The following is a 24,395-nucleotide window of genomic DNA, read 5'->3' on the forward strand; positions in this document are numbered from 1 at the left end:
TTCATTTTATGGAGAAGTACTCAAGAGGCTGAAGAGGCGCCCCTGCTAAGGGTGTAGGTCGGGTAACCGGCGCGAGGGTTCAAATCCCTCCTTCTCCGTATTCATATAATGCGCCTTTAGCTCAGCTGGATAGAGCATACGCCTTCTAAGCGTACGGTCAGAGGTTCGAATCCTCTAAGGCGCGTAAAGTAAAAATAGTTGGATAATTTCTTGAATTTCTTCTGATATTATCTAGTTTTGAGGAAATGAACCTCAAAGGTAAATAGTCTGTTAATAATGGCGAGAAGGTTACACTCGTTCCCATACCGAACACGGAGGTTAAGCTTATCAGCGCTGATGGTAGTTGGAACTTTGTCCCTGTGAGAGTAAGACGTCGCCAGGCGAAAAAAAGACAGAAATATAATTTCTGTCTTTTTTTCATTCCTAAATACTAACCAAAAAAGGCAGGAGAAAACTAAGCCGTTCGGTTTTTAGGTGCAAAACGCTAATTCTCACCACAAATAAAAACCTGTTTGGCGTTAATTTTAGCAATTATTTCAAAGTATAGTAACAAGGAAACGCAAGGTAATTGATATACCTTGCGTTTGTTTTTTTATATTTTATTTTCCTAAGAAGATAGGAACCAATTTTATTTCACATTAAGCTTAATTTCTACATTCTTTTTGTGAAGGGTATCTTTTTGAATATGCAATAAAGATATTCAGAATCTCATTCTCATCATGAATAATAAATATAATATAACAGGTAATCCTACGATAACAGATAGTATTGTGATTGCAGTATGCACTTTTTTCTCATCTCGTAATATAAATAATAAAAACTTATACCCTGAAATACCAATCCATCCACCCAAACAATTTAGAATTATATCATCAATGTCTGATGCTCCGATGCCTAAAAGCCCCTGAATGATTTCAACAAATAGACTCATTATAAATATAAACAACAGATTGGTTTTTACTCTTTTATCATTTTTGAATAATGGCAAATATATTCCAAGGGGAATAAAAATAACTATATTTCCAACCACATTGCCTAAAGCGAATCTTCTCAAAGTATCAGAGCTGCCAGATATATATTCCATTATACTATGAAAAGGAATGAGATTGATTGACCTAAATAAAGTCCTTTGACTATTAAATAGCTCCAAAGGTGAAATTCTTGATAAGAACAATATTTTAATTAACAAAAGTATGTAACAAATGAAAACACCATATAAAAAGACTATTTTAATTCGCTCTCGTTTATTCATAATACCCCCATTTTTCATTTCATCCCTGATTATTCTCTGAAGTTCATAAATTATTTTCAGTTCGTACTTATCTAGCGTTGCAAAACTTTATTGGAATTAACTAACCTAATTTTATAATAAATATTTCTGTTTTGGTAAAAAATCCGTTCAATTATTCAACAGTATTAGCAATAAAACTATCACCATAATTAATTTTAGTTCTGAATTATGGACAATGCCTATTGTCACTCGTGTCAAAACCCTGCTAATTGGGTTGTTAATTAAGCGGTCAAACATCAACAAACATTGTTATATCAACAAAACATAAAGGACGAAATCTATGCGATTTCATCCTAAAATTGTATTGCTAATTGCTATGTTTGCACCTCAAAACGGAAGGACCTAGGAGAAAACCTGCCTTTTTTTACTGTTTAGTCCTCTAATTTTTATTTTCTCCTTATTGATTCCATAAGTTCCCCGATCGTGTTTATTGCTTCAAATCTTTCCTCCATATAATTTTGTTGTTCTTCCATCGTTCTTCCCTTATTTAACCGGGGCTTTAGTGAAACAAAATAAATAAAAAAACGATTCCTTGGAAACCGGAAATCGTCTTTTTTATGTTCGAAACTTTTTCTAATTCATTCAAAAATTTACTTGAATAAGCACTAAAAAAGGATAAACTATATTTAAATGAATACTTGAATGAGAATAGGGTGAGAATGTGAGCGAAAAAGGTGCTTGTGAGATTTACTGTTACGATGAAGAAAAGGTAAATCGGATACAAGGTGATTTACAAACAGTAGATATATCTAGTATTTCCCTATTGTTTAAAGCTATTGCTGATGAAAATCGAGCAAAAATTACCTATGCGTTGTGTAAAGACGAAGAACTGTGTGTATGTGATATAGCAAATATTATAGGCACAACGGTTGCAAATGCCTCCTTCCACATACGTACACTTCATAAGCAGGGAATTGTGAAGTATAGAAAAGAAGGCAAAATGGCGTTTTATTCAATAGATGATGAACACATTAAACAGTTAGTTACGATTGCAATTGCACATAAAAAGGAGGTGAAGGCAAATGTCTGAACAAAAGGCTAACATAGCAGAACAAGAAACAAAGACTTTTAGAGTTCAAGGGCTCACCTGAGCTAACTGTGCAAAAACGTTCGAAATGAACGTGAAACACCTGGAGGGTGTTTTAGATGCTAAAATGAATTTTGGTGCTGCCAAAATAACTGTTGCAGGTAATACAACTATTGAAGCACTTGAAAAGGCAGGTGCCTTTGAAAACTTAAAATTACGAGATGAAAATGAAAAAAAATTAGAACGGGAGCCATTCTGGAGGCAAAAAGAAAATAGCAAAGTTGGTATTTCAGTTTTATTGCTTGTTATTAGCTGGTTTTTAGGGAAGCAATTCGGAGAACAACATCTTCTTCCGACAATCGGGTATGCTGCATCTATCCTAATCGGAGGATACTCTCTATTTATTAAAGGTCTGAAAAATTTTGCTCGATTACAATTTGATATGAATACCCTAATGACAATTGCCATTATAGGTGCTGCTATAATTGGTCAATGGATTGAAGGGACAACAGTTGTCATCCTATTTGCAATCAGTGAAATTTTAGAGCGTTACTCAATGGATAAAGCACGTCAATCCATTGAATCCTTGTTGGAAATTGCTCCGAAAGAAGCGTTAATTAGACGTGGAAATGAGGAAATGACGATCCATGTTGAGGATATTCAAGTGGGCGATAGTATGATAGTAAAGCCTGGACAAAAATTAGCAATGGATGGAATCGTTGTTAAGGGCACATCTACTTTAAATCAAGCTGCCATTACAGGAGAGAGTGTTCCAGTAACGAAAACCATTGATGATGAAGTCTTTGCTGGTACATTGAACGAAGAAGGATTATTGGAAATAAAAGTAACAAAACGGGTAGAAGATACTACTATTTCGAAAATCATTCATTTAGTGGAAGAAGCTCAAGCAGAACGGGCACCATCTCAAGCATTTGTAGATAAATTTGCAAAATATTATACACCTGCAATTGTCATCTTGGCTCTATTAATCATTGTTGTTCCTCCCTTGCTATTTGGAGCAGATTGGAGCAAATGGATTTATGAAGGATTAGCTGTTTTAGTTGTTGGCTGCCCTTGTGCCTTGGTTGTTTCAACACCAGTTGCAGTAGTTACTGCAATAGGAAATGCTGCAAGAAAAGGCGTTCTAATCAAAGGAGGCATTTACTTGGAGGAAGCAGGAGCCTTAAAAGTGATTGCCTTTGATAAAACAGGGACATTAACAAAAGGTATTCCTGTAGTAACAGACATTGTAACGTATGGTGGTAAGGAAACGGTATTTCTTGCTATTACAGCAGCCATCGAAAAAGGCTCACAACATCCACTTGCCTCAGCCATTATGAGAAAAGCCGAAGAAAATGGATTGGACTTTCATAATGTTTCTGTTGAAGAATTTCAATCCATTACAGGTAAAGGTGTAAAGGCTAGGATTGATAACGAATTGTATTATGTAGGAAGTCCAAATCTTTTCGAAGAAATGCATAAAACAATTGAAAGTGGCATTAAAGAAACTATCACACGTATGCAAACAGAAGGAAAAACCGTTATGATTCTAGGAACAGGAAAGGAAATTCTTTCGTTACTTGCAGTAGCTGACGAGATGAGAGAATCCTCAAAAGAAGTTATTCGGAAACTTCATCAAATTGGAATTGAAAAAACGGTGATGCTTACAGGTGATAATCATCGGACCGCACAAGCCATTGGAAAAAAAGTTGGGGTTTCGGATATTGAAGCTGATTTGCTTCCAGAAGATAAACTGAATTTTATTAAAGAACTTCGTGCAAAACATCATAGTGTTGCAATGGTTGGAGACGGTGTGAATGATGCACCAGCTCTGGCCGCTTCAACCGTTGGTGTGGCGATGGGGGGGGCAGGAACAGATACAGCCTTAGAAACAGCAGATATTGCCTTAATGTCGGATGATTTAAGCAAATTGCCATATACCATAAAATTAAGCCGTAAGGCATTAGCAATTATTAAACAAAATATTACCTTCTCATTAGCGATCAAAGCAGTGGCTTTACTATTAGTGATCCCAAATTGGTTAACCTTATGGATAGCTATTTTTGCTGATATGGGAGCAACATTACTTGTTACATTAAACAGTTTGCGCTTATTGAAGGTAAAGGAATAAGATTACGAAGGTAAGGGATAACGTTTAGTTATCCCTTACAATAATGATAAAAAAGTGCTAATAGCATGATTGATTTACGAAACATTTGCACAGTGTTTTGAAGATAAAGTTGAAGATGACTATTATTTTTACAACAGTACTAAAAGGTGTTAACGAAGAAATGAAAATCAAACATTGTTAATTATCAACTGGCACAGCCCGGTAATTCTCGCTTCACAAAACGTATCACGAGAATATATATCAAAAGAGTTTTCAAGAAGTTTTGGATAGTTGATGTGCTTACTTTTAAACTTTTGTTTTTAGAAGTAGTTATGATAAATGCCAATAAAAAAGCTCCTCATTCTAGCAAATCGTTCTAGAATGAGGGGCCTTCGCGTTATGCACTTAATTTTTCAACTGTGTTGTGATCTTTTGCTGTTGTTTTGCGGATGAATGGAATCACCCAGCGGTCTAGACCAATCCGGCCTGCATTAAAACCGGCAGCTATTATGAATACACCCAATAGAATGCAAAGCGCATTAGTAGAAATCGTACCAGCCATTACGTAAGAGAAGTTCATTACGAGTGCAAAGAAGGCAGCGGCTGTTGTCAAACAGCCAAGAATTAACCCTAAACCTACCAGAAATTCACCTAATGGAACAATTGTATTGAAAAGGTGGGCATTTGGCAGTGCAAAGTGTTTTAAAAAGCCAACATACGTAGCATAGACAATGCTGCCGTCTGGACCTTTCACCGGATTTGCAATGGAACCTTTTAAGAACCCAGATGTATCGAAACCTCCGGCTGCAAGTTTATGGTAGCCTGCAATTAAAAATTCATAGCCAAGATACAAGCGAACGACAGTTAGGATAGCGGCAGCGATTTTGTTTTCTCTTAAAAATCGATTAAACATGTGGAAGACTCCTTTATTTAAAAGTTTTATAATTAACTTGATTACAATGCTATTATAATTCTATTATCTCGAATAAAACATAATTTGTTCAATAATTCACATGTTTGTAAAAAAGATTTGAACAAAATTGTCACAATAGGAATTCGTGCATTTGTTGAAAAAATATAAAAGGATTTGACATATTAGCTGACTAATATGTCAAATCCTTTACTTGTATTATTCATGCAAAATAAGATTTTGAAAAAGTGCAAAATAATTTTAAACGTTACAGCCGGAGTGTGAAAGAAGGAGCTATCATAGGTATTGTAGAAAGCTATGATTATTTAGTAATCATAGCTCTAGCGCTATCACCAGAAATAGCTTGTTTCACAAAATGATTTACGAGAGTGGATATCAAAACAGTCTCTAAGAAATGTTGAATTTTAATACCCTTTCTGTTTAACTGTGGCTTTAAAAGAGAGTTAGGAGAAATAAAAGAAAAAAGACCCTCATTCTTGTAAATCATTCAAGAATGAGGGTCTTTTGATTTAAACACTAATTTTTGCAATAGGCATTATAACTCCCACTGGGAGGGAGAGTTTCTACAAATTTATTATTTAGCTCAACGCATTTTTAATTGTTGCCCCATACACTTTCAGCAATTTTAATCATGTGTTTTATCTTATTCCATTGTTCCTCTTCTGTTAAGATGTTGCCTTCTTCTGTACTCGAGAATCCACATTGAGGACTTAATGCTAAGTTTTCTAAAGGAATAGATTGACTTGCTTCTTTGATTCTATCTTTAATCGTGTCCGGATCTTCGAGTTTTGGGAATTTAGATGTAATCAATCCTAGTACGACTGTTTGGTCATCACGTTTAAAGCTTTTTAATGGTTCAAAGTCACCTGAACGGTTATCATCATATTCTAAAAACAGTCCATCTACCTTTAATTCAGCAAATATTGCATCAGAAATTTGATCGTAGCCGCCGCTTGTAATATAAGTAGACCTAAAGTTTCCACGGCAAATATGCATTGTGATAACCATATCTTCCGGCTTCTTAGAAATGGCATCATTTAAACAGCGTACTCTCGTAGCGATGATGTCGTCCACTTTCTTGCCTTCTCTTTCTTCGACTGCTTTGATTCGTTCTTCCGAAACAAAATCAATCCAAGACGTATCATCTAATTGCAAATAGCGGCAGCCTGCATCATAGAAAGCTTGGATAGCTTTTTGGTATGCTGTGACGGTATCAGTATAGAACTGCTCTCTGTTTCCGTTATAATACTCATCACCCTGAATTCTAGTAGGTAACATATTAGGACTTGGTATCGAGAACTTAGCAACTTGGCTTCCATCCCCATACTTGTCCACTGCTTGCTTTAAGAACTGGAAGTGTTCTACCATATAATGATTGTTGAAATCTACTTTTCCAACCACTTTAATGGCATTATTTTTTGTTTTTGCCCCCTTAAAGTTACTTACATATTCGGTTTCAAAGAATTCGACACCTTCTAAACCGGCTAAAAAATCTAAATGCCACCATGCACGTCTAAACTCACCATCTGTGATGGATTTAAGGCCTACTTCAATTTCTTTTTGCACAAGCTTCTCAATTTCTTTATCCTCTATAGCCTTTAGTGCTTCTTTATCGATTTCTCCATTTGCAAAAGCCATTCTTGCTTCTTTAATCGGTTCTGTTCTAAGAAAACTACCTACATGGTCGGCTTTAAATGGAGCTTTAACTAGTGTGTTTGTCATAAATATTTTCCTTCTTTCTTAAAAAACTAAAAACCCCTCTTCTGACAAAGAAGAGGGGACATTACCATAACTGGTTCTCTTCTTATCTCCAAGCAAAGAGCTACTGGAATTGGCACAGTACTTACATAAGTCCGCTGCCGAGGTATCAAAGGGCCAGTCCCTCCACCTCTCTGGATAAGATTATTCTAAAATATTTAATTTAAACATAATGTATAACTGTTTTACTAGTCTGTCAACAGGAAACATGGGAAATGTGAGAATTTTCATAGAAGTGGTTATAATTTTACTAGTAGTATATAGGACAAATTATTATATTAGAATTCACTTAAAGATTGTTTCACCTTTAAGTATTTTTGTTTACAATGAAATTCCGCAGGATATTTCGTAATTCAACAAGAGAAAAACAGAAATTAAGCAAATTTTATAAAGATTTGCCTTTACTTTAAGAAAACTCCTTGCTAAAGTGACCATCAAATAAAATGTAATAACAGTATGCTAGATTTATTTTTAAATGGTATTATTATTTTTAAAAGAGGAAATCAAGAGCCAACTAAGAGGGTCGGCTGCCAAATACAGAGGACAATGCATGAAAGAATCTTGAAGGTGATAATATGATACATACCTACTTAGGTGAGACAATACGTTTTGAGATCAAGTACAAAAACCGTACCTCTATAGGAATTACGATAGATAGTTATGGAAATGTTGAAGTCCAGGTTCCGAAAGGGACACCTGATGAAAAAGTGCTTCAGTTACTAGAGGGAAAATGGGATTTGATACAGCAAAAAATAAAAGAAATGAAGGATAGGCTGCTTGGGCCACAGAAAAAGGTCTATGAGTATGGTGAGAGTTTTCTTTATTTAGGCAACACCTATCCCATACAGATCTTCCAAGATAGTAGTATAACGCAGGAACATGTTGTGTTTAAAGATGAAAAGCTGCATATATATGTAAAGCAGCTTGACACTGAAAAAATAAAACAAGCTTTAAAACGATTTTATTATCAGGAGTGCAAGGCAATCGTTGCGAAGAGCCTATCCTCCTATCAAAGCAACTTCAAAACAAAACCACGTTCTTTTCGTATCACAGATAGCAAAACGACATGGGGAACCTGTGATTCAATACAGCAGTTAACATTCAATTGGAGATTGGCAATGGCACCACGGGAGGTAATCGACTATGTAGTCGTTCATGAAATGTGCCATATAGTTCATTTGAACCATGACCGATCCTTCTGGCGCCTTGTTGGAAAAATAATGCCTGATTATAAGGAAAAGGAAACCTGGTTGACTTTATCAAGCTGGAAAATGACTGTTTAGGTACATGGGGACGGTTCTGTTGATTCCTTAGTGGGACGCAAGAGCCGTCCCCGTGTATATTCCATGGAACAATCGTATGGAAAAGGTGTGCATTTTGCAGTGCAAAGTGCTTTAAAAACTCAACATAGGTACTTGAATAAGAGAAGGATCTATTTGAAAGTAAATTGTAGATCTAATTTATTCAATTAACTGGCTGTTTAGTTGCATTTAAAGCAGAACGTTGTACTTTAATTTTTCCAATTACTAATAATAACAGCGGAAGAATAAAACAAATGGTTACTTTCTAACAAACGAGTGCGATTGTAAAATCAATGGAGGACTTATGAATATAGAAAAAAAAGATGACCTAGTTATTATTGATGAGTTTGAAATTGAAGGTTTTATTGATAAAGAACAATACTGTTCTATTTGTAAATTCACCTTAGTGTACTATGAAGATTTTGATGCTTATTTCTGTCCGAATTGCAACTACTGGACAGAATCCAACTGTGGTGACCCCAGATGCGATTATTGTTCTAACCGACCTGAAAAACCTTTACCAGACAAATAAAGTTCTTCAACGAACATTTTTGGGTACATAATTTGGAGACTTCTTAATTCTAAATTCCAAAATATTGCATTATCTAAGGAAACATCAAATGGACATATTTAATAATTTAATTATTTAATGCTATCTTATTGTACTAAACCAGCTAATAGAAGCTCCTTATTGTTCCATTAAAGGGCGCGATTATATAACATGACAAAAAGAACGACAAAACAAATGAAAAGCAGCACTTTTTAAGAAGCCTACTCATTATAACTAAATAGCTCGGTTTTAGTTAAAAATTATTATAAAAAGGAAATCTCGGCTTTCACTTCCAATATATGTATTATTGCCAATTCGCGTTTTGCTAGGAGTACTTGTTCCCCTCAGGTATATTTCCTAGCAAGGATTTTTTAATCGTTTTTTCTGATAAGAGCGACACATAGGAGTACAATGGGAATCATAAGCTGAACCGTTAAAAAATAAAAAGGTACCGTTGTATTCATCCCTTGAATCATATTCTGAAACGAGGGGATAGACCAGTCCGAAAATAAGATAATTAAAAAACCAATTGGTAGTACCATTTGTTTATAACTAGGCAGTTTCAGAAATTGTGCAGTCCCTAGGACGAGCATATAAAAAAAAGATGAAAGTTGAACAAAACCGCCAAGAACCCAAACGGCGATGACAATGGACTCGACATGCTCAAAGAATGAACCAATATTAATAAACCTTGCCGCATCATACACGGGAAATTGGATATTTGAAATAATTTCTCCAAATAAAAAAAGATTCCCTAGATTAATAAACACCATTGTCAGAACACTTGCAAATACGGAAAACATTCCCCATCTCATTACTTTTGTTTCTTGCGTTAAATAAGGTAACAGAAATGACATCAATGAAAATTGACTTAACCATGCATGCGGTGCAAGGGAGCCTTTAATCGAGGGCAGCCAACCATCTCGCATAATTGGAAATATATTTTGTACGTTCAGCTCAGGAATAAGAAAGACATAAATCAGGATATAAATAGCCAACACAATTGGCAAAAAAATCACAGCACATCTTCCTACTGTTTCAATGCCTCCATGCACAGCAACCGCGCAGGAAAGTGCAATGCTAGCGGTAACAACAACCATCGGTGTTTTATGCAAAAAAGCACTGACAATAAATTCACCGTATTCCCTAAATGCGATTGCTGTATCGTGTAATAGAAAGAATAAGTAAATAAACCCAACGATCTTGCCAAAGGTTCGACCAATAATGAGCTCACTATATTCGATTAGTGTTTTCTTCGGGTAAAGCTTATAAAGTTTAACGATAATTAAAACGATCAAAAAACCGCTTAATGAACCCCAAATGGGGGATAGCCATAAATCACGCTCAGCATGTTGTGCAGTGATAAATGGAATGTAAAGTATTGCGGTTGCAACAATTGTCGCATACATAATGAGTGCCATTTGCAAGTAGGAAATCCTGCCTTTTTCAACCATATCTTTCATTCCTTTTCATAAGAAGATGACAGAATTATATTTCCCAAAAAGCTCCAATTGATTTATATATAAAATCAACTAGTTGACCTGGTCCGGGTATTTTAGGAAATAAAATGAGTATTCCAGCAAGAAACCAGTCAAGCACAATAAATGTCAAAAAAGTATTTTGTACTTTTTGTCCGTTTTCTTTCAATTTCGGCCGTTCATAAAGATAGAGAAGCAACAAAAAAACTGTTGCACCTAATATTTCTAACACCTTCATTTTGTTTCACCTCTGTTTTTTTTCCCTGTGGCTAAACCTGTTCTTTCTATCGTTAAGTTTGTTTTAAATGAAACATCTACTTCTGGGAATATCTCAGTCCATTTGTTTTTCTTTGTTTTCCATACTTTCGGGTATTCTCGTTGAAAGCTTTCAGCAAACCTAAAAATATCTGCATTCAATTTTTTCTGTGCTTTTGAAAAAGCTAATCGTTCCCGGCCCTCAATTTCCTGTTTTGCCCTTTGTTCTGCTTCCTTTATCATTTCCGGATTAAATAAATTAACTTTTGTCGTATTTTGAATCACCTCTAGATCCGCATCCGTTTTAATGAGCATCCTCCATTTTCCATTTGTAATGCTGGGGACCAATTCATTACGGCTTCTTATCAAATTCAATGTGATATAGCCCGGTTTGTTTTTTAAAGAAATCGTAATGACACCTGTCTTCATCTCATTTCTTGGCCAAAGAATTCCCCTTGTTGCTTTATCATTTAAGCGTCCAACCATCTTATCTCCTTTAAATACGGCTACCCTATTAACGTACGGAATTTTATTCTTTTTTGACCCAAGATATTTTAAAGGCAATTCTTCAACCCATGGCAGAACGGCTGCATTTGATTCACTTGATAACATTTCCGCCAAATCTTTCATTGTTACTTTCACACCGATCTGCGATTTTACCATTTCACGAAGTTGTTGGGCGATGTCTCTCTCCAATACAGGCTTCGACTCCAAAATTTGCTTTGCTTTTCCTTTTGCGACAAATACATCAGCCCTGATCCGTGGCTCCGGATGTTGTACCCAAAAATCAACTGTATCATTTAACCCTTTCTTAGCAAGTTTCTCACCAATTAAGAGCACCTCACTTTGACCCCAAAATATCTTTCTTGTAAGTTCCTCTTGTAGGCGTGCCATCGCATCGGCGATGGTTTCGCCTTCTGCAGACCTCACCAAGGTTTGACCACTGCTCGTTCCGCTTGACATGCCATTTTGCTGTCCGCCTTGCGACGGACTGGGAATAAATACTTGGACGGAAAGTTCAATCTTATTTTTTTTACCTTTATCAATACCAGATGCCATTATAAGTGCTAAATCATTTACTTCCGTTCGGTCCCAGCACCCTGTTAGAAAAAATAAAGACGAGCAAATCAGGAGAGTTACATGTACAGATTTCTTTTTATATACTGTGAAACCATTCATCCTTCCTCGCCGCCTTTGCTTGGACCAGGCTTTTGACCTGGGGTTTGCCGTCTTAATGTACCTTCTTCAGTTGAATAAAATTCAGGACGAGTATTCATTACCCACCAAGGTGCTCTAATGAGTACGTCTTTGAAATTTTGAATCTTAAATGTTGCAGTTGAATTTAAGTATGGAACTCCAAAGGATCGAAGGGAACAAAGGTGTGCAACAATCGCTGTAATACCAAGCATTACACCCAATAAACCTAACATGCCTGATAAAATCATGATTGGAAAACGGAGTAAACGAATCGATATTCCAGTCGCATATCTTGGCATCAAAAAGGATGCCACCCCTGTAATTGCCACCACCATTACCATCGGTGATGACACAAGTCCTGCCGCAGTCGCCGCTTGTCCAATGACAAGTGCTCCGACAATACTGACAGCAGCACCTACCTGTTTTGGCAATCTAACCCCTGCCTCACGTAATGCTTCAAATGTAATTTCCATAATAAACGCCTCAATCAAAGCCGGAAAGGGGATTTGTTCACGATCTTTTGCAATCGTTAAAAGTAGTGTAGTAGGGATCATTTCTTGGTGATACGTTAAAACAGCGACATAGGCAGATGGTCCAAGTAATGCGATAAAAAAGAATACATAACGCAGCCAACGAATAAAGGTACTGATATAAAAAGAATTATAGTAATCTTCAGGCGCTTGTAACATACCTGCAAACGTACACGGGGCAATAAGTGTAATCGGAGTGCCGTCGACCAATATGACAACACGCCCTTCTAAAAGACTGGAGGCTGCTACATCCGGACGTTCAGTTGTTAAAATTTGCGGAAAGGGAGAATAGGGGGAATCCTGAATCATTTCCTCGATATACCCGCTTTCCAAAATACCATCCATATCAATTCGTTTTAATCGATTGGTCACTTCTTGGATTAACGTGTTTTCAGCAATTCCTTCCATATATGCAACGATTACCTGTGTTTCCGTCAAACGGCCAATCACCATTTGTTTCATTTTTAAGGATGGGTGGCGAATTTTTCTCCGCAATAGGGAGGTGTTGACTCTCAATGTTTCAACAAATCCTTCCCGAGGCCCGCGAACGACCGATTCCGCGGAAGGTTCTTCAATTCCACGTTTTTCCCACATCGGTAAACCTAGGGAAATTCCATTTGAATGTTTTTCAATCAAAATAATCGGGTTCCCAGTGGAAATTTGTTTGAATACATCCGAAATGGTGTAGATTTCTTTCACATCGGAAACAGTAATTTCTTTTTTCATTATTTCAATCAGTGCTTCTTGACTTAGGCATTTCATCCTTATGAGAGGCGTTAGTACATGTTGATCGATCTCTTCTGTATTGGAAAGCCCATCTATGTAAAGAAGAACGGCATTTGTCTGGCTACCGATTATAAATTCGCGAAAAACAACATCTGAGCAATCATTATAAGCTGATTTTAGTATTTCTATATTCTCATTTAAGTTTTGACTTAACGATATTTCAGGTACTTTATATAGTAGTCCATTCATTTGATGACTTGAAAATTTGTATCTTCTGTCTGAAAAATTCATCCACTGATTCCCCTTAAATGTATTCAAGCCTATTCTTTCCATAGCAAGAATTACGTATGTAAGGCAGGGGGGACCCACTGTGTAGAAATTTCCAATGATTATAAGTTTTTTTTCCATTTCCTTTAGTTTGGGATAAAAGGATGCCTGAATGCCACCGTAAATGCACAAATCTCTTTTACGGTTTTACATGTGTCTTTCGTAATTCAATAGCATGATTAATAAGTAGTTTTGGCAATATAACCAGCTACCTTTTGTGTGTTTGGAAACAAAATACAAGCTATTACCCAATGTATCTCGAATGAACCCCCACATATTACTTTTCTAAATAATATTGCTTAGACCTTTTGAATAAAGTCGGAAACTGCAAGATCTCGTTGTCTTGAAGCAAACCGCAATCCTAAAAAATTGGTTGGACTAAATACTTGATCCGTGTACTGTAGCTTTCCTGTTTCTTAAATATGTATAGGTTAGTTGGTTTAGTAATTATTCTTGGGGATAGTCCTTCTGGATGTGGAAAAACAACTTATGAATCATCTAAAACATCCTCAGAAAGTTCGCATCAAAAAATAGAAACGGCAGAAACGACACCACAATCTGAATTTCTACATCTTCAGAAGCATCAAGGGCAAGTGAGAATGTCGTTGGTGTTTGGAGGGCAACGGGAAAAGAGGATGGGGTAAGTAGACTTGGTACTTTGATAGTGGGAAATTAGTAGTAAATTAAGTGAACAATTTTTCTTATGTGGTCGCTGAAAATAAAGATCCTAATGGGTATACGGTTGAGACGATAAAAAATAATGAAGGCAAGGAACATGCTTTGTTGTTGAAAAAAGATGGCAGTAATCTTGAAGGTATAACTGCTGAAGATGAGGCTTACAACAAATACTTAGCTGGTGGGAAGGTTCCAGATGGACAGTTTATTCTATTGGGCCATTTAAGGGAGGAAGAATCAAATAATTTCCATACCCTTTTATTAATTTTTTTATTTAATAAAAGAACCCTTGTTTCATTCTGTTAGAGTGACAAGGGCCTTCACAATAGTCCTTTTTGAATGAATGCAATTTTTTACTTTAAAATCTTATTTTGTTCATTTATATTAAACACAAGAATTACATTTAATGCTACTAAGAAAGCACTAAGGCATAACGATGACTGATAATTGGATGAAAGGCTGAAGAGCAGACCTGGAATTAATGCACCTGCGGCTGCGCCGAGTTGGTGGAAAAAGCTAATCATCCCAAATGCAGAGCCAATATTTTTTTCACCAAATATCTTTGAACAAATCATGGTAAATGGGGCAATGGTTGCGATATCGGTAAAACCATAAAAAAGAGCAAAGATTAACAACCAAATGGGCTCATGAAGAAAAATAATCACAAGCAGTGCTGCCAGTCGAATCACATATAGGAGGGATAGCAGCTTTCGATCGCTGAATTTATCAGAAATATAACCGATCGTAATCGTCGCCACAATATTTGAAATACCATAAAGCAGCATCGTATTGCTAATAATACTCGGTGAAAGCCCCCAGCTTTCTCCAAGGGGAACTAAGTGGGTATAGATCAGACCAACATCTGTAAAGCCACAAATAAAATAGGCAAAACTGATGATCCAAGTGACCGGATAGCAAAAAATAGAAAAGGAAGCGATCATTCCTTCCATCAACTTTGGTAAGGAAAAATGCGGGTGTTCTGTTTTGCCAACCTCGCTCTTTTTTTGAACAGTGAAGCCCTGCTCAGGAGAATCACGGTAAAAAAGAGCAAATAATGGAATTAACAGTAGTGCGATTATGGCTCCATAAAGAATGAACGTTGATTTCCACCCCATTTGGTCCATTAAATAAATATTTAATGGACCAAAAATCATAGGGCCTGCAGCCATTCCAACTACGACAATACTGACCATGAAACTTTTCTTTTCTTTAAACCATTTCACAATGGCAACAGAAACGGTCACGTTGGAGGCGAAGCCAAATCCAATGGAACCAATAAATCCATACAAAAGCATGATGTGCCAAATATTTACAGCAAAAAAAGAACCAAGCAAACAGCTGCTTATCAAGATCATGCTGATCGTTAAGACTTTACGTGATCCGATTTGATCTGTTAGTTTCCCGGCAGCTACAATACTAATTCCATAGACCAAAAGACTCATAAACGATACGATGCTTACCCATACTCGGTTGACAGAAAAGGTTTGCTCCCACCCTGTTACATATGTTCCAAAAGATCCTCGTATCCCCATGGAAGCGAACAAAGCGATAAAGGATAATGCTACAATAAAATAACCATAGTTCAATGCACGTTTTGTTCTAACGAACGTAACTGTTTCTTTTTCCATTGATTTTACCTTCATTATCTGCCTATAAAATTTGGACTTCTGTTTTCAATACGTGCGGCCATACCCTCTTTGCAATCTTGTGTTGCAAAGGCACCATCATAGCAAGTTGCTTCAATTGTCAAAGCTGATTCAAGATCAACATTTGCGCCTGTATTTACAGCCAATTTCATCATTCTTAACGCTACAGGTGCTTTTTGCGTCAGCTTTTCTGCCCATTCTATTGCTGTTGATAAAAGGTCATTCTGGCCAACTACTTTATTAACAATTTGTAACTGATAAGCACGTTCAGCATCGATCATCTCGCCAAAATACAGTAACTCTTTCGCAATGCCTTGTCCAACAACTTTTTGTATTCGCTGTGTACCGCCACCTCCCGGGATAACGCCTAAATTGATTTCGGTAAAAGCAAATTGTGCATTTTCGGAAGCAATGCGTAAGTCACAACATAAAGCCAGCTCAAAGCCTCCTCCGCGTGTCTCCCCATTAATAGCCGCAATTACTGGTTTGTTAAGGTTTTCAATTTTTGAAAAAGCAATTCTTGTGATTTGTGTTAAATCCATCATTCCGACTGTATCCAAGTCTACCATTTCATTGATATCAGCCCCAGCAACAAATGCTTCTTCTCCCTCTCCGGTAATGACGATGGCATTTACATTTTTATTGGCCTCTAATTCTCCCATTAATTGAGTCAATTCTTGATATACTTGTGTATTCAATTTATTACCAGGTGAATGACTAATCGTCACAACGGCTACTTTATTTTCAATATGACAGAGTAAAAATTTATAAGTCATTATATTGACCTCCAAAAATTAATTATTTCATCATAGAAATCAGCTTCTGTATTCTTCTTACATTGTCCCGACACGAACCGCCTTTTATACAAAAAGTGGTATATGTATAGCGGCACTCCTTCATGCTTTTAAAACTATTTTGCAAAAAATATTCGTCTGTATTACATCGCAAAAATGATACCTATTCTTTAATTGGTTGTATCGCCCCTCCTCTATTTTTATATGAAACTTAAAATAGCTTTCTATGTATATGGTATAGTATGATAAGAATTGACATTTTAAAAGGTACAATTTCAAACAAATATACATGTCAAAGGTGATTATTTTTGAAAAATACCATTTTTGCTTTGAAAGAGAACTCTCCGAAATACAAACAAATCTACGAGCAATTTAAATTATTTATCGAGCAAGGCGACATACTTCCAGATGAACAATTGCCGTCCATTCGTGAACTGGCAGACTCCCTTCAGGTAAGCCGGAATACGACATTAATGGCTTATGAACAACTTGTAGCTGAGGGCTATATTCGCAGCGAAGGGCGAAAAGGTTATTTTGGCAATAAAGTAGAACCTTATTTATTTCAAGAAGCGATCGTCCCCCGCCACAACAAACATACAGAAACGGTTACACCCATTCTCATTGATTTTCGTGCAGGAGCCGTGGATGAAACCCATTTCCCTCTAAAAATTTGGAGGAGAATGGCCAATCAAGTACTTTCGTTAAAGGAGAGCTTTAAATATGGAGAACGCTTTGGGGAACGTTATCTGCGTGAACAAATTGCTGCCCACTTACTCCAATCCCGTGGGGTGAAAGCAGAGGCAAATGCCATTATGATCGGCAGTACTACCCAACAATTGTTAGTCAATCTTGGGCATATCTTGAAAGACGAATTCCAAAGTATGATTATAGAGGACCCTGGTTATGATGGCGTGAGGGAGGCTTTTCAACTCCACCATTTTTCATTTGAGACGTTACCTGTATATGAAGAAGGTGCCGATTTTTCACCATTAGAGCAAATGAAATCACAATTAATCTATGTAACACCTTCCCATCATTGTCCATACGGGGTAAGCATGTCCATCCAACAACGTCAAATGCTTATTCGTTGGGCTGATACGAGGTACGGATATATTATTGAAGATGATTATGATAGTGAATTTCGCTATACCCAACAACCATTCCCGGCACTTGCTTCCATTGATTCGGCAAGAGTCATTTATCTGGGGAATTTCTCAAAGGCCTTTCTCCCGGGAATCCGTTTAAGTTATATTGTGCTGCCACAGACACTTTTAAATCGTTACAAACATCAATTTCTGCATTTCGAGTGTACCAGTTCACTTTTTAGTCAACTGACAATGGCAAAATTTATGGAAGAGGGGGAATGGACTCGCCATATTAAGCGTATGCGTCTTGTGTATAAACGAAAAATGCAACACTTGGTATCGGAATTGAAAAAACAATTTCAAACCAGTATATCCATTATTGGCGATCAGTCTGGTTTGTACTTACTAGTTAAAGTACATATGAATTGTTCAGAAGCATGGTTAATTGAGCACGCTTCCTTTTATGGTGTTAAAGTGTATCCTACATCACTTTACTTTGTGAAAAATAATCCCGATCAACCGATTATTAGACTTGGTTTTGGCAACCTTTCTTTTGATGAAATCCAACTAGGGGTACAACTTTTAAAAAAGGCATGGTCATAAAACAACATCCTTGAAATCGTTACGGGACAGTTGATGAACAAATGATATTAAATCAGTGTTCTGTGCTTTTATCCATGCTCCTTCCCTAGTAGTGAAGTATAGCTAAGGTGATTGATGATAATGGAGGGGAAATTTGATTTATAACTTATTAGCAATCAGGCGCGATTGCGGAAGGACTAGAAAAACAGCCAAAATATACAGGTTACCACTTTTGTATATTTTGGCTTATTTTTTGCACAATATTTCCCCCTTTTTATATAAATTTCCAACTTTGACCGTAAAAGTGGTTCAATTTAAGCGAAATAATCACTTGCGAAAAGGTAAGAATGAGGAAATTTTATTTGGATGCTATGTACCACAAGACGATGTTAAGAGGAACAGAGTATTTTTTTGTTTATATTGTGGAGATGTTAATACTATATAATTTTCCGAATAGATTATTAAGAATGGTGGAGGAAGATGAATGAAACTATCAACGAAAATCACAGCAAGCTTAATCCTCGGTATCATTTTTGGTGCAGTTCTTAATGCATTCTTTCCTGGCGTTGTGCCTGGTCTAGATAAATATGTGTTATTACCGGTAGGAAATATATTCTTAAGGATCATTCAATTTGTCGTTGTACCTATTGTATTTACTTCTCTTATTGTTGGCTTTTCTGGTATCAAGAATACGGAAACAGTCGGGAGGCTGACAGGAAAATTACTATTTTTGTATATCGTAACTAATTTTATTGCACTTTTGATCGGCATCCTTACAGCCTACACATTACAACCTGGTACAACCGTTGGAAAGGTGGGGAAGTTAAGTGCACAACACGCTTCCAAAAATCAAGGCATCATTGACTGGATAGTTTCGATTATCCCAACGAATCCTTTTGAGGCCTTTTCTACTGCTAACTTGTTGCAAATCATTTTATCAGCTATCCTGATCATTATCGGGATTCGTCTTGCGGGAGAAAAAGCAAAACCTTTTTTATCGTTAATCGAAAGTTTTCATCATATTATTGAAAAAATTATCACGGTTGTCCTTAAACTTTCTCCGGTTGGTGTTTTTGCACTAATCAGTTCCGTTATCGCAACACAAGGATTTGGATTAGTACAAAAGTTGTTTATGTATATTGTCGGCTTAATTTTAGCAATCGTTATTATGATTTTTATTTATGTTCTATTATTAACAATTTTAAAAATCTCACCTTTGCGCTTTTGGAAAAGCTTTTTACCGTCATTTGGAATAGCATTTGGGACAGCCAGCTCGAATGCTGCATTACCAGTTGCGATTGATAATGCTAAAAATGAATTTAACATGAAAGAAGACATCGCCAGCTTTGCTATCCCATTAGGAACCGCACTAAAACGCGACGGTGCCGTTATTTTACAAGGATTTAATGCCTTATTTGTAGCACAACTGTTTGATGTTCATTTAACTGCATCCCTTATTGTTACGATAATGATAAGTGCCATCATCGTTTCTTTTAGTACTGCGGGGGTTCCCGGCGCAGGAATAATTATGATGACAACGGTACTGACTGCAGCAGGGCTTCCTCTTGAAGGAATTGCACTCGTAGCCGGTGTCGACCGTTTAACTGATGGATTTAGAACACTATTAAATGTCATTGGAAATACTGCCAATGCAGCAATGTTAAATCGTTGGGAAAAAGAAAGCGATCATGTGAATGATAAATAAATATTTCTAATGTAAGAAAAAAAAGATAGCCAATCTTACTTGGCTGCCCCAGATTGTAGATTAATCCACTCATCACGATTAAACCCTCGTTATCGAATTATCGTGGGTTTAATCCATTTTATTTCGAAAAAATTCACCTTTAAAAATTCCACTTTGCACTCTAGTGCGAATATTAACTTCCAATTAAAATCAAAACATTGATTATTCATTTGGTTCTCTAATTGCACGATCGTCTTTAGCAATCCAAAAAGCAACTCCTATGGAAGCAATCACGAGCAGAAATGGTGCGTAAAAAATAAGAAATTCGTCCATTTTAAGCTTTTCTCCTTATGCATGGTTGTTTTTCTTTCCTTGAATGTATTTTTCGTTGAACAAGAATAGCTTTAATAAGAGATAGAGGGATGGAATGAGAATTCCTAATCCTAAAATGAACACAATAACGAGCGAAATCGCCATTGATTGGTTTGTAAAACTGGCATAAATAGAGAGATATGGGTAAAGTAAATACGGATAGTGTGATATACCATACCCAAAAAAGGCCAGGAAAAACTGCCAGAAAAGTAACCAAAAAGCAAACTTATAAGAACGTCTCGTCCATATTAGGTACCCAGTTCCAACAAATAATAACAGCGATAGGCCAAACATCCACCACAAGCTAACTAAATGATTGAAATGTTCAGGATTATGCTTCCGTAATTCCACGATGATACCAGCAGCAGCAATCAGTAAAGGAACGCTCCAAAATAAAGCGTATTTTCGTAATAAATCAAAAGCAAGCTGGTCGTTTGCTCTGTCAGCATACCATGTGAGAAATACAGCAGAAATATACAATACCGCTGCCAAACTAAGGACGACAATGCTCCAGGTTAAAGGACTTGTAAACAAGGCCCAATAGTCAAGAACAGGTCTTGTATTTTCCATTCTCACAAATCCGCCTTCTGATATAGTAAGAACAATCGAAAGTGACGCCGGAATAAATAAACCGGTAAGGCCATACAAATACGTAAATATTTTTTGTTTCAATCCACCATAGGTTGTAAAAGCATAATACGAACCTCGGATGGATAACAAAACAAGACCAATGCTTACTGGTACAAGTAAAGAGGTTCCATAATAGTAGGCTGTTTTTGGAAAAAAGCCAATAATCCCCACAAAGAAAAATACCAAAAAAACATTCGTTACCTCCCAAACAGGATTTAAGTACCGCTCGATTACACTGGATAAAATATGTTCTTTACCTGTCAGCATTCCATACGCATTAAAAAATCCTGCACCAAAATCGATAGAAGCCAGAATTACATACCCGAAAAGGAAAAGCCACAACACGGTAATACCTAAAATTTCAAGAGTCATATGCAGCCCCTTCTCTCTCCAGATTTCGATCTGTTAATTCTTGTTCAATAGTGTAATTGCGAAACATACGGGATAATACAGTCACACTGCCAATCGCAAGAACGAGATACAATCCAGCAAACAAAATCAACATCATATTTACCTGGCCACTTGTTGTAGCTGCGTCTGTTGTTCGCATGAATCCTCGTAAAATCCAGGGCTGTCGTCCAACTTCATCTAGCCACCAGCCAAATTCAATCGCTAAAAGGGATAACGGACCACCGAGGACAATGAACCATTTAAACCACTTCGAAAGTACAAACTTCCATTTTCTCCTGATTCCCATGACATAAAGAAGAGAGAGGACTACCATCAACATGCCAATGGTCACCATTAAATCAAACATATAATGGATATAGAGAGGTGGAATTTCGTCTTGCGGAAATTCATCAAGTCCGGTTACTGTGGCGCCTGGCAGATCGTGTGCTAAAATGCTAAGAGCAAAAGGTATTTTGATAGCATTTTTCACTTTTCCATCTTGAATGGTTCCATACATAAGGAGTGGAGCGCCTCCCCCTGTTTCAAAATGCCACTCAGCCGCGGCTAATTTTTCAGGCTGGTAATGGGCCAGATATTTTCCCGAAAAGTCTCCAAGTAATGCAGTTGCAATCGAAAAAGTTAAACCTATTTTCATCGTGAAAAATAGCGCTTTTTTGTGATAGATATGATTAGACCTTTTCAGTAAGCGGAAAGCAGCAATGGATGCGAGCAGAAATGCGGCTGTCATATAGGCAGTTCCAAGAACATGGGCAACTTTAGTCGGCATCGAAAGCGTAAACATAGCCAAGACAGGATTCACATTCCTTATTTGTCCGCCAACAAAATCAAATCCCCGTGGTGAATTCATAAAGGCGTTAACAATGGTAATAAATACGGCCGAAAAGGAGGCACCAAGTGCAACCGGAATCAATAGTAATAAATGCCTTTTTTGATTCTTAAAGCGATCCCACGTATATAAGTAAATGCCTAAAAAAATAGCTTCGATAAAAAAAGCAAATGTCTCCATAAATAAAGGAAGTGCAATAATCTGCCCTCCGAGTGTCATAAATTCTGGCCATAGAAGGGAGAGTTGCAATCCAATGATCGTCCCAGTTACAACTCCAACAGCCACTGTAATCGCATACCCTCGTGTCCATCTGCGTGCTAACAATATATAATGATCATCCTGTTTCTTAATTCCCACCCATTGGGCAATTAAAATCATCAGTGGAATTCCGACACCGATTGTTGCATAGATAATATGAAATGAAAGGGTCATTTCTGTAAGTACGCGGCTAAAAAAAACAGATTCCTCATTACCCATTGCATGCATCACCCCTTATCCTGAAATAATGAATCTTATTAATGATAAACCGATTGATATCGCAACAATAAAAGTTAGCCAAATGAGCAGGCGTTCCTGTTTTTTATACATGCGGGTCCTCCTTTTCAACTCATTAGGATAGTTATAAATTTTCTCATTCTAGATTTTCCCACATCTTTTGGTAATTTATCCAAATTTCGAATTAACTCTTAACAAATATGGTTGTAAAAGAACTAACCACATCAAGACATATTAAAAATCCCCTTTAACTTGCATAAGGGGATTTCGCTTTTTAGAATAAGCATGCGGCTATGGTGTCAGTACCCAAACGAATGCTTTAATCTGTCGGGAGACTGACACCAATTTAGCAACTAACGGACTTAATCACAATATTTAAACTGGTAGGGTGGGGCTAAATAAGAGGCTTGTATGAAAACTGTATAAGAATCTGTATTATAAAAAAAAAGAAAATAAAGGCCACAAAAAGGTCAGGCGCCCAATCGGGAGTAACCTTTCTGCGACTTTATTATTTTAATATTTATATTAGATTTTTATATTACAATTTAATACAAATATTAGATAATTCGCTATAGAATTCAAAGCTATGCATTCCGCCTTCTCGGCCAATACCACTAGACTTCATTCCTCCAAATGGTGTACGAAGATCACGAAGGAACCATGTGTTTACCCAAATAATTCCTGTTTCTACTTCTCTTGCAACACGATGTGCACGGCGTAAAATCATTTGCCCAAATGGATGCACTCAAACCATAGTCTGTATCATTCACTTGATCAAGCACTTCTTCTTCTGTGTCAAATGGAATAACCGTAACAACTGGACCAAAGATTTCTTCCTTGACAACACGACAAGTGCGATCAAGACCTGTGATAATGGTTGGCTCTAAATAATAGCCTTTTTCTAACCCTTCAGGGCGAACACCACCAGTAATAACTTCTCCGCCTTCTTCTTTTGCTAACTCAACATAGCTTAGAACGCGTTCATAGTGTTCTTTACTGATTAATGCACCTACTTTTGTTTTTGGGTCGAACGGATCTCCAACAACCAATTCTTTTGTTTTTGCTACGAATTTTTGAATAAACTCATCATACGCAGAGCGTTCTACATAAATTCGGGAACCGCAAAGACATACTTCCCCTTGATTAATAAAACTTGATTTTAAAGTTGTTTCGATTACTTCATCTAAATCAGAGTCAGCAAAGATGATATTTGGATTCTTTCCACCAAGCTCATAAGAAAGTTTTTTCAATGTTTTAGCTGCTGCAGTCATAATCGTTTGTCCAGTTACTGTTTCACCTGTAAATGTTAGTGCATCAACATCTTTGTGCTCAGTCAACGCTGTACCTACCACACCGCCAGAACCGTTTACGATATTGACTACACCATCCGGTACTCCAGCTTCCTTACAAATTTCCCCAATCAATGTTGCTGTTGTTGGAGTTAGACTTGCTGGCTTGACAACAACAGTATTACCGGCTGCAAGAGCTGGTGCAAGTTTCCAAGTCATTAGTAATAAAGGTAAATTCCAAGGGCTGATGATCCCAACAACGCCCACAGGACGACGAACCGAATAGTTGATTGCTACATCATCTGTTTCAAATGCTTCTGTTCCTACTGAACGTAAATAGTCTGCGAAGAAATGGAAGTTAAATGCAGATCTTGAAATATCAACGGCGGTTGATAACCAAATTGGTTTTCCAGTATTTACGCTCT

At 36.9% G+C, this 24,395-nt stretch carries 19 protein-coding genes, 2 tRNA genes, 1 rRNA gene, 1 pseudogene and 1 riboswitch; of the genes and pseudogenes, 10 read left to right on the forward strand and 13 right to left on the reverse strand.

Annotation, left to right across the window (positions count from 1 at the left end; genetic code table 11):
• Positions 1-10: 10 nt before the first annotated feature.
• From JN080_RS26195 to rrf, 3 genes are all read left to right on the forward strand, one after another.
• Positions 11-98 (forward strand) — tRNA-Ser (locus tag JN080_RS26195).
• A 12-nt stretch (positions 99-110) separates the two neighbouring features.
• A tRNA-Arg gene (locus JN080_RS26200) sits at positions 111-184 on the forward strand.
• Positions 185-266: 82 nt separating this feature from the next.
• Positions 267-382 (forward strand): 5S ribosomal RNA (rrf, locus tag JN080_RS26205).
• A gap of 318 nt (positions 383-700) precedes the next feature.
• Here the strand turns inward: rrf and JN080_RS26210 are convergent.
• A complete protein-coding gene (locus tag JN080_RS26210; RefSeq protein ID WP_256238901.1) occupies positions 701-1,252 on the reverse strand; it encodes a VanZ family protein in 552 nt (183 codons plus the stop codon).
• A 700-nt stretch (positions 1,253-1,952) separates the two neighbouring features.
• Here JN080_RS26210 and JN080_RS26215 point away from each other — a divergent pair.
• A complete protein-coding gene (locus tag JN080_RS26215; RefSeq protein ID WP_256238902.1) occupies positions 1,953-2,321 on the forward strand; it encodes an ArsR/SmtB family transcription factor in 369 nt (122 codons plus the stop codon).
• Positions 2,314-4,449, forward strand: a complete 2,136-nt coding sequence (locus JN080_RS26220; RefSeq protein ID WP_256238903.1) for a heavy metal translocating P-type ATPase — start codon at positions 2,314-2,316, stop codon at positions 4,447-4,449. The genes JN080_RS26215 and JN080_RS26220 overlap by 8 nt, the downstream gene beginning before the upstream one ends.
• A 376-nt stretch (positions 4,450-4,825) precedes the next feature.
• Here JN080_RS26220 and JN080_RS26225 read toward each other — a convergent pair whose 3' ends face one another.
• Positions 4,826-5,341, reverse strand: coding sequence for a DoxX family protein (locus tag JN080_RS26225; protein ID WP_256238904.1), 516 nt, complete (start codon positions 5,339-5,341; stop codon positions 4,826-4,828).
• A 612-nt stretch (positions 5,342-5,953) separates the two neighbouring features.
• Entirely contained in the window at positions 5,954-7,081 is a 1,128-nt protein-coding gene (locus tag JN080_RS26230) for a 5-methyltetrahydropteroyltriglutamate--homocysteine S-methyltransferase (RefSeq protein WP_256238905.1), read from the reverse strand.
• 79 nt (positions 7,082-7,160) lie between these two features.
• Positions 7,161-7,262, reverse strand: a riboswitch (SAM riboswitch).
• Between the two features lie 430 nt (positions 7,263-7,692).
• Here JN080_RS26230 and JN080_RS26240 point away from each other — a divergent pair.
• Both JN080_RS26240 and JN080_RS26245 read left to right on the forward strand, forming a co-directional pair.
• The gene (locus JN080_RS26240) at positions 7,693-8,400 is read left to right on the forward strand and encodes a M48 family metallopeptidase (protein WP_256238906.1); all 708 of its coding nucleotides are present in this window, start codon (positions 7,693-7,695) and stop codon (positions 8,398-8,400) included.
• A gap of 322 nt (positions 8,401-8,722) precedes the next feature.
• On the forward strand, positions 8,723-8,950 hold the full coding sequence (locus JN080_RS26245) for a hypothetical protein (RefSeq protein ID WP_256238907.1): 228 nt from the start codon (positions 8,723-8,725) through the stop codon (positions 8,948-8,950).
• A 389-nt stretch (positions 8,951-9,339) separates the two neighbouring features.
• On the opposite strand, the gene JN080_RS26250 is transcribed toward JN080_RS26245, so the two are convergent.
• Genes JN080_RS26250 through JN080_RS26265 form a run of 4 tightly spaced genes read right to left on the reverse strand, consistent with a single transcriptional unit; the run spans position 9,340 to position 13,445 of the window.
• Positions 9,340-10,422: a GerAB/ArcD/ProY family transporter gene (locus JN080_RS26250; protein ID WP_256238908.1), complete on the reverse strand. Its 1,083-nt coding sequence runs from the start codon at positions 10,420-10,422 to the stop codon at positions 9,340-9,342.
• Positions 10,423-10,456: 34 nt separating this feature from the next.
• Positions 10,457-10,684, reverse strand: coding sequence for a hypothetical protein (locus JN080_RS26255; protein WP_256238909.1), 228 nt, complete (start codon positions 10,682-10,684; stop codon positions 10,457-10,459).
• Complete coding sequence (locus JN080_RS26260; protein WP_256238910.1) at positions 10,681-11,880, reverse strand: Ger(x)C family spore germination protein; 1,200 nt, start codon at positions 11,878-11,880, stop codon at positions 10,681-10,683. The genes JN080_RS26255 and JN080_RS26260 overlap by 4 nt, the downstream gene beginning before the upstream one ends.
• Entirely contained in the window at positions 11,877-13,445 is a 1,569-nt protein-coding gene (locus tag JN080_RS26265; protein ID WP_375141779.1) for a spore germination protein, read from the reverse strand. The genes JN080_RS26260 and JN080_RS26265 overlap by 4 nt, the downstream gene beginning before the upstream one ends.
• A 723-nt stretch (positions 13,446-14,168) precedes the next feature.
• Between JN080_RS26265 and JN080_RS26270 the strand changes: the two genes are divergently transcribed.
• Complete coding sequence (locus JN080_RS26270; protein WP_256238911.1) at positions 14,169-14,462, forward strand: hypothetical protein; 294 nt, start codon at positions 14,169-14,171, stop codon at positions 14,460-14,462.
• A 47-nt stretch (positions 14,463-14,509) separates the two neighbouring features.
• Here JN080_RS26270 and JN080_RS26275 read toward each other — a convergent pair whose 3' ends face one another.
• The gene (locus JN080_RS26275) at positions 14,510-15,784 is read right to left on the reverse strand and encodes an MFS transporter (RefSeq protein ID WP_256238912.1); all 1,275 of its coding nucleotides are present in this window, start codon (positions 15,782-15,784) and stop codon (positions 14,510-14,512) included.
• Positions 15,785-15,798: 14 nt separating this feature from the next.
• The gene (locus tag JN080_RS26280; RefSeq protein ID WP_256238913.1) at positions 15,799-16,578 is read right to left on the reverse strand and encodes an enoyl-CoA hydratase/isomerase family protein; all 780 of its coding nucleotides are present in this window, start codon (positions 16,576-16,578) and stop codon (positions 15,799-15,801) included.
• A 326-nt stretch (positions 16,579-16,904) separates the two neighbouring features.
• On the opposite strand from JN080_RS26280, the gene pdxR reads away from it, so the two are divergent.
• Positions 16,905-18,284 carry a MocR-like pyridoxine biosynthesis transcription factor PdxR gene (pdxR, locus tag JN080_RS26285; RefSeq protein WP_256238914.1) on the forward strand — a complete coding sequence of 460 codons (1,380 nt, stop codon included), beginning with the start codon at positions 16,905-16,907 and terminating at the stop codon, positions 18,282-18,284.
• A 463-nt stretch (positions 18,285-18,747) separates the two neighbouring features.
• Positions 18,748-19,968: a dicarboxylate/amino acid:cation symporter gene (locus tag JN080_RS26290; protein ID WP_256238915.1), complete on the forward strand. Its 1,221-nt coding sequence runs from the start codon at positions 18,748-18,750 to the stop codon at positions 19,966-19,968.
• Between the two features lie 201 nt (positions 19,969-20,169).
• On the opposite strand, the gene cydS is transcribed toward JN080_RS26290, so the two are convergent.
• From cydS to JN080_RS26305, 4 genes and pseudogenes are all read right to left on the reverse strand, one after another.
• Complete coding sequence (gene cydS / locus JN080_RS30050) at positions 20,170-20,280, reverse strand: cytochrome bd oxidase small subunit CydS family protein (protein ID WP_375141780.1); 111 nt, start codon at positions 20,278-20,280, stop codon at positions 20,170-20,172.
• Positions 20,281-20,295: 15 nt separating this feature from the next.
• Complete coding sequence (locus tag JN080_RS26295) at positions 20,296-21,321, reverse strand: cytochrome d ubiquinol oxidase subunit II (protein WP_256238916.1); 1,026 nt, start codon at positions 21,319-21,321, stop codon at positions 20,296-20,298.
• Entirely contained in the window at positions 21,311-22,663 is a 1,353-nt protein-coding gene (locus JN080_RS26300) for a cytochrome ubiquinol oxidase subunit I (protein WP_256238917.1), read from the reverse strand. The genes JN080_RS26295 and JN080_RS26300 overlap by 11 nt, the downstream gene beginning before the upstream one ends.
• Before the next feature lie 556 nt (positions 22,664-23,219).
• Positions 23,220-24,395: pseudogene (locus JN080_RS26305) on the reverse strand (aldehyde dehydrogenase); the annotation flags it as partial.

This window comes from Bacillus sp. EB600, from assembly GCF_024494385.1.
In the GTDB taxonomy this organism is placed as follows: domain Bacteria; phylum Bacillota; class Bacilli; order Bacillales; family Cytobacillaceae; genus JAEVLT01.

What these genes read in the sequence shown, in the direction of transcription:
- JN080_RS26260 (WP_256238910.1), bottom strand. Translation starts at nt 11,880, where the DNA reads ATGAATGGTTTCACAGTATATAAAAAGAAATCTGTACATGTAACTCTC.
- JN080_RS26280 (WP_256238913.1), bottom strand. Translation starts at nt 16,578, where the DNA reads ATGACTTATAAATTTTTACTCTGTCATATTGAAAATAAAGTAGCCGTT.
- JN080_RS26300 (WP_256238917.1), bottom strand. Translation starts at nt 22,663, where the DNA reads ATGGGTAATGAGGAATCTGTTTTTTTTAGCCGCGTACTTACAGAAATG.
- JN080_RS26240 (WP_256238906.1), top strand. Translation starts at nt 7,693, where the DNA reads ATGATACATACCTACTTAGGTGAGACAATACGTTTTGAGATCAAGTAC.
- JN080_RS26250 (WP_256238908.1), bottom strand. Translation starts at nt 10,422, where the DNA reads ATGGTTGAAAAAGGCAGGATTTCCTACTTGCAAATGGCACTCATTATG.
- cydS (WP_375141780.1), bottom strand. Translation starts at nt 20,280, where the DNA reads ATGGACGAATTTCTTATTTTTTACGCACCATTTCTGCTCGTGATTGCT.
- JN080_RS26290 (WP_256238915.1), top strand. Translation starts at nt 18,748, where the DNA reads ATGAAACTATCAACGAAAATCACAGCAAGCTTAATCCTCGGTATCATT.
- JN080_RS26295 (WP_256238916.1), bottom strand. Translation starts at nt 21,321, where the DNA reads ATGACTCTTGAAATTTTAGGTATTACCGTGTTGTGGCTTTTCCTTTTC.
- JN080_RS26210 (WP_256238901.1), bottom strand. Translation starts at nt 1,252, where the DNA reads ATGAATAAACGAGAGCGAATTAAAATAGTCTTTTTATATGGTGTTTTC.
- JN080_RS26265 (WP_375141779.1), bottom strand. Translation starts at nt 13,445, where the DNA reads ATGAATTTTTCAGACAGAAGATACAAATTTTCAAGTCATCAAATGAAT.
- JN080_RS26275 (WP_256238912.1), bottom strand. Translation starts at nt 15,784, where the DNA reads ATGGAAAAAGAAACAGTTACGTTCGTTAGAACAAAACGTGCATTGAAC.
- JN080_RS26230 (WP_256238905.1), bottom strand. Translation starts at nt 7,081, where the DNA reads ATGACAAACACACTAGTTAAAGCTCCATTTAAAGCCGACCATGTAGGT.
- JN080_RS26245 (WP_256238907.1), top strand. Translation starts at nt 8,723, where the DNA reads ATGAATATAGAAAAAAAAGATGACCTAGTTATTATTGATGAGTTTGAA.
- JN080_RS26225 (WP_256238904.1), bottom strand. Translation starts at nt 5,341, where the DNA reads ATGTTTAATCGATTTTTAAGAGAAAACAAAATCGCTGCCGCTATCCTA.
- JN080_RS26255 (WP_256238909.1), bottom strand. Translation starts at nt 10,684, where the DNA reads ATGAAGGTGTTAGAAATATTAGGTGCAACAGTTTTTTTGTTGCTTCTC.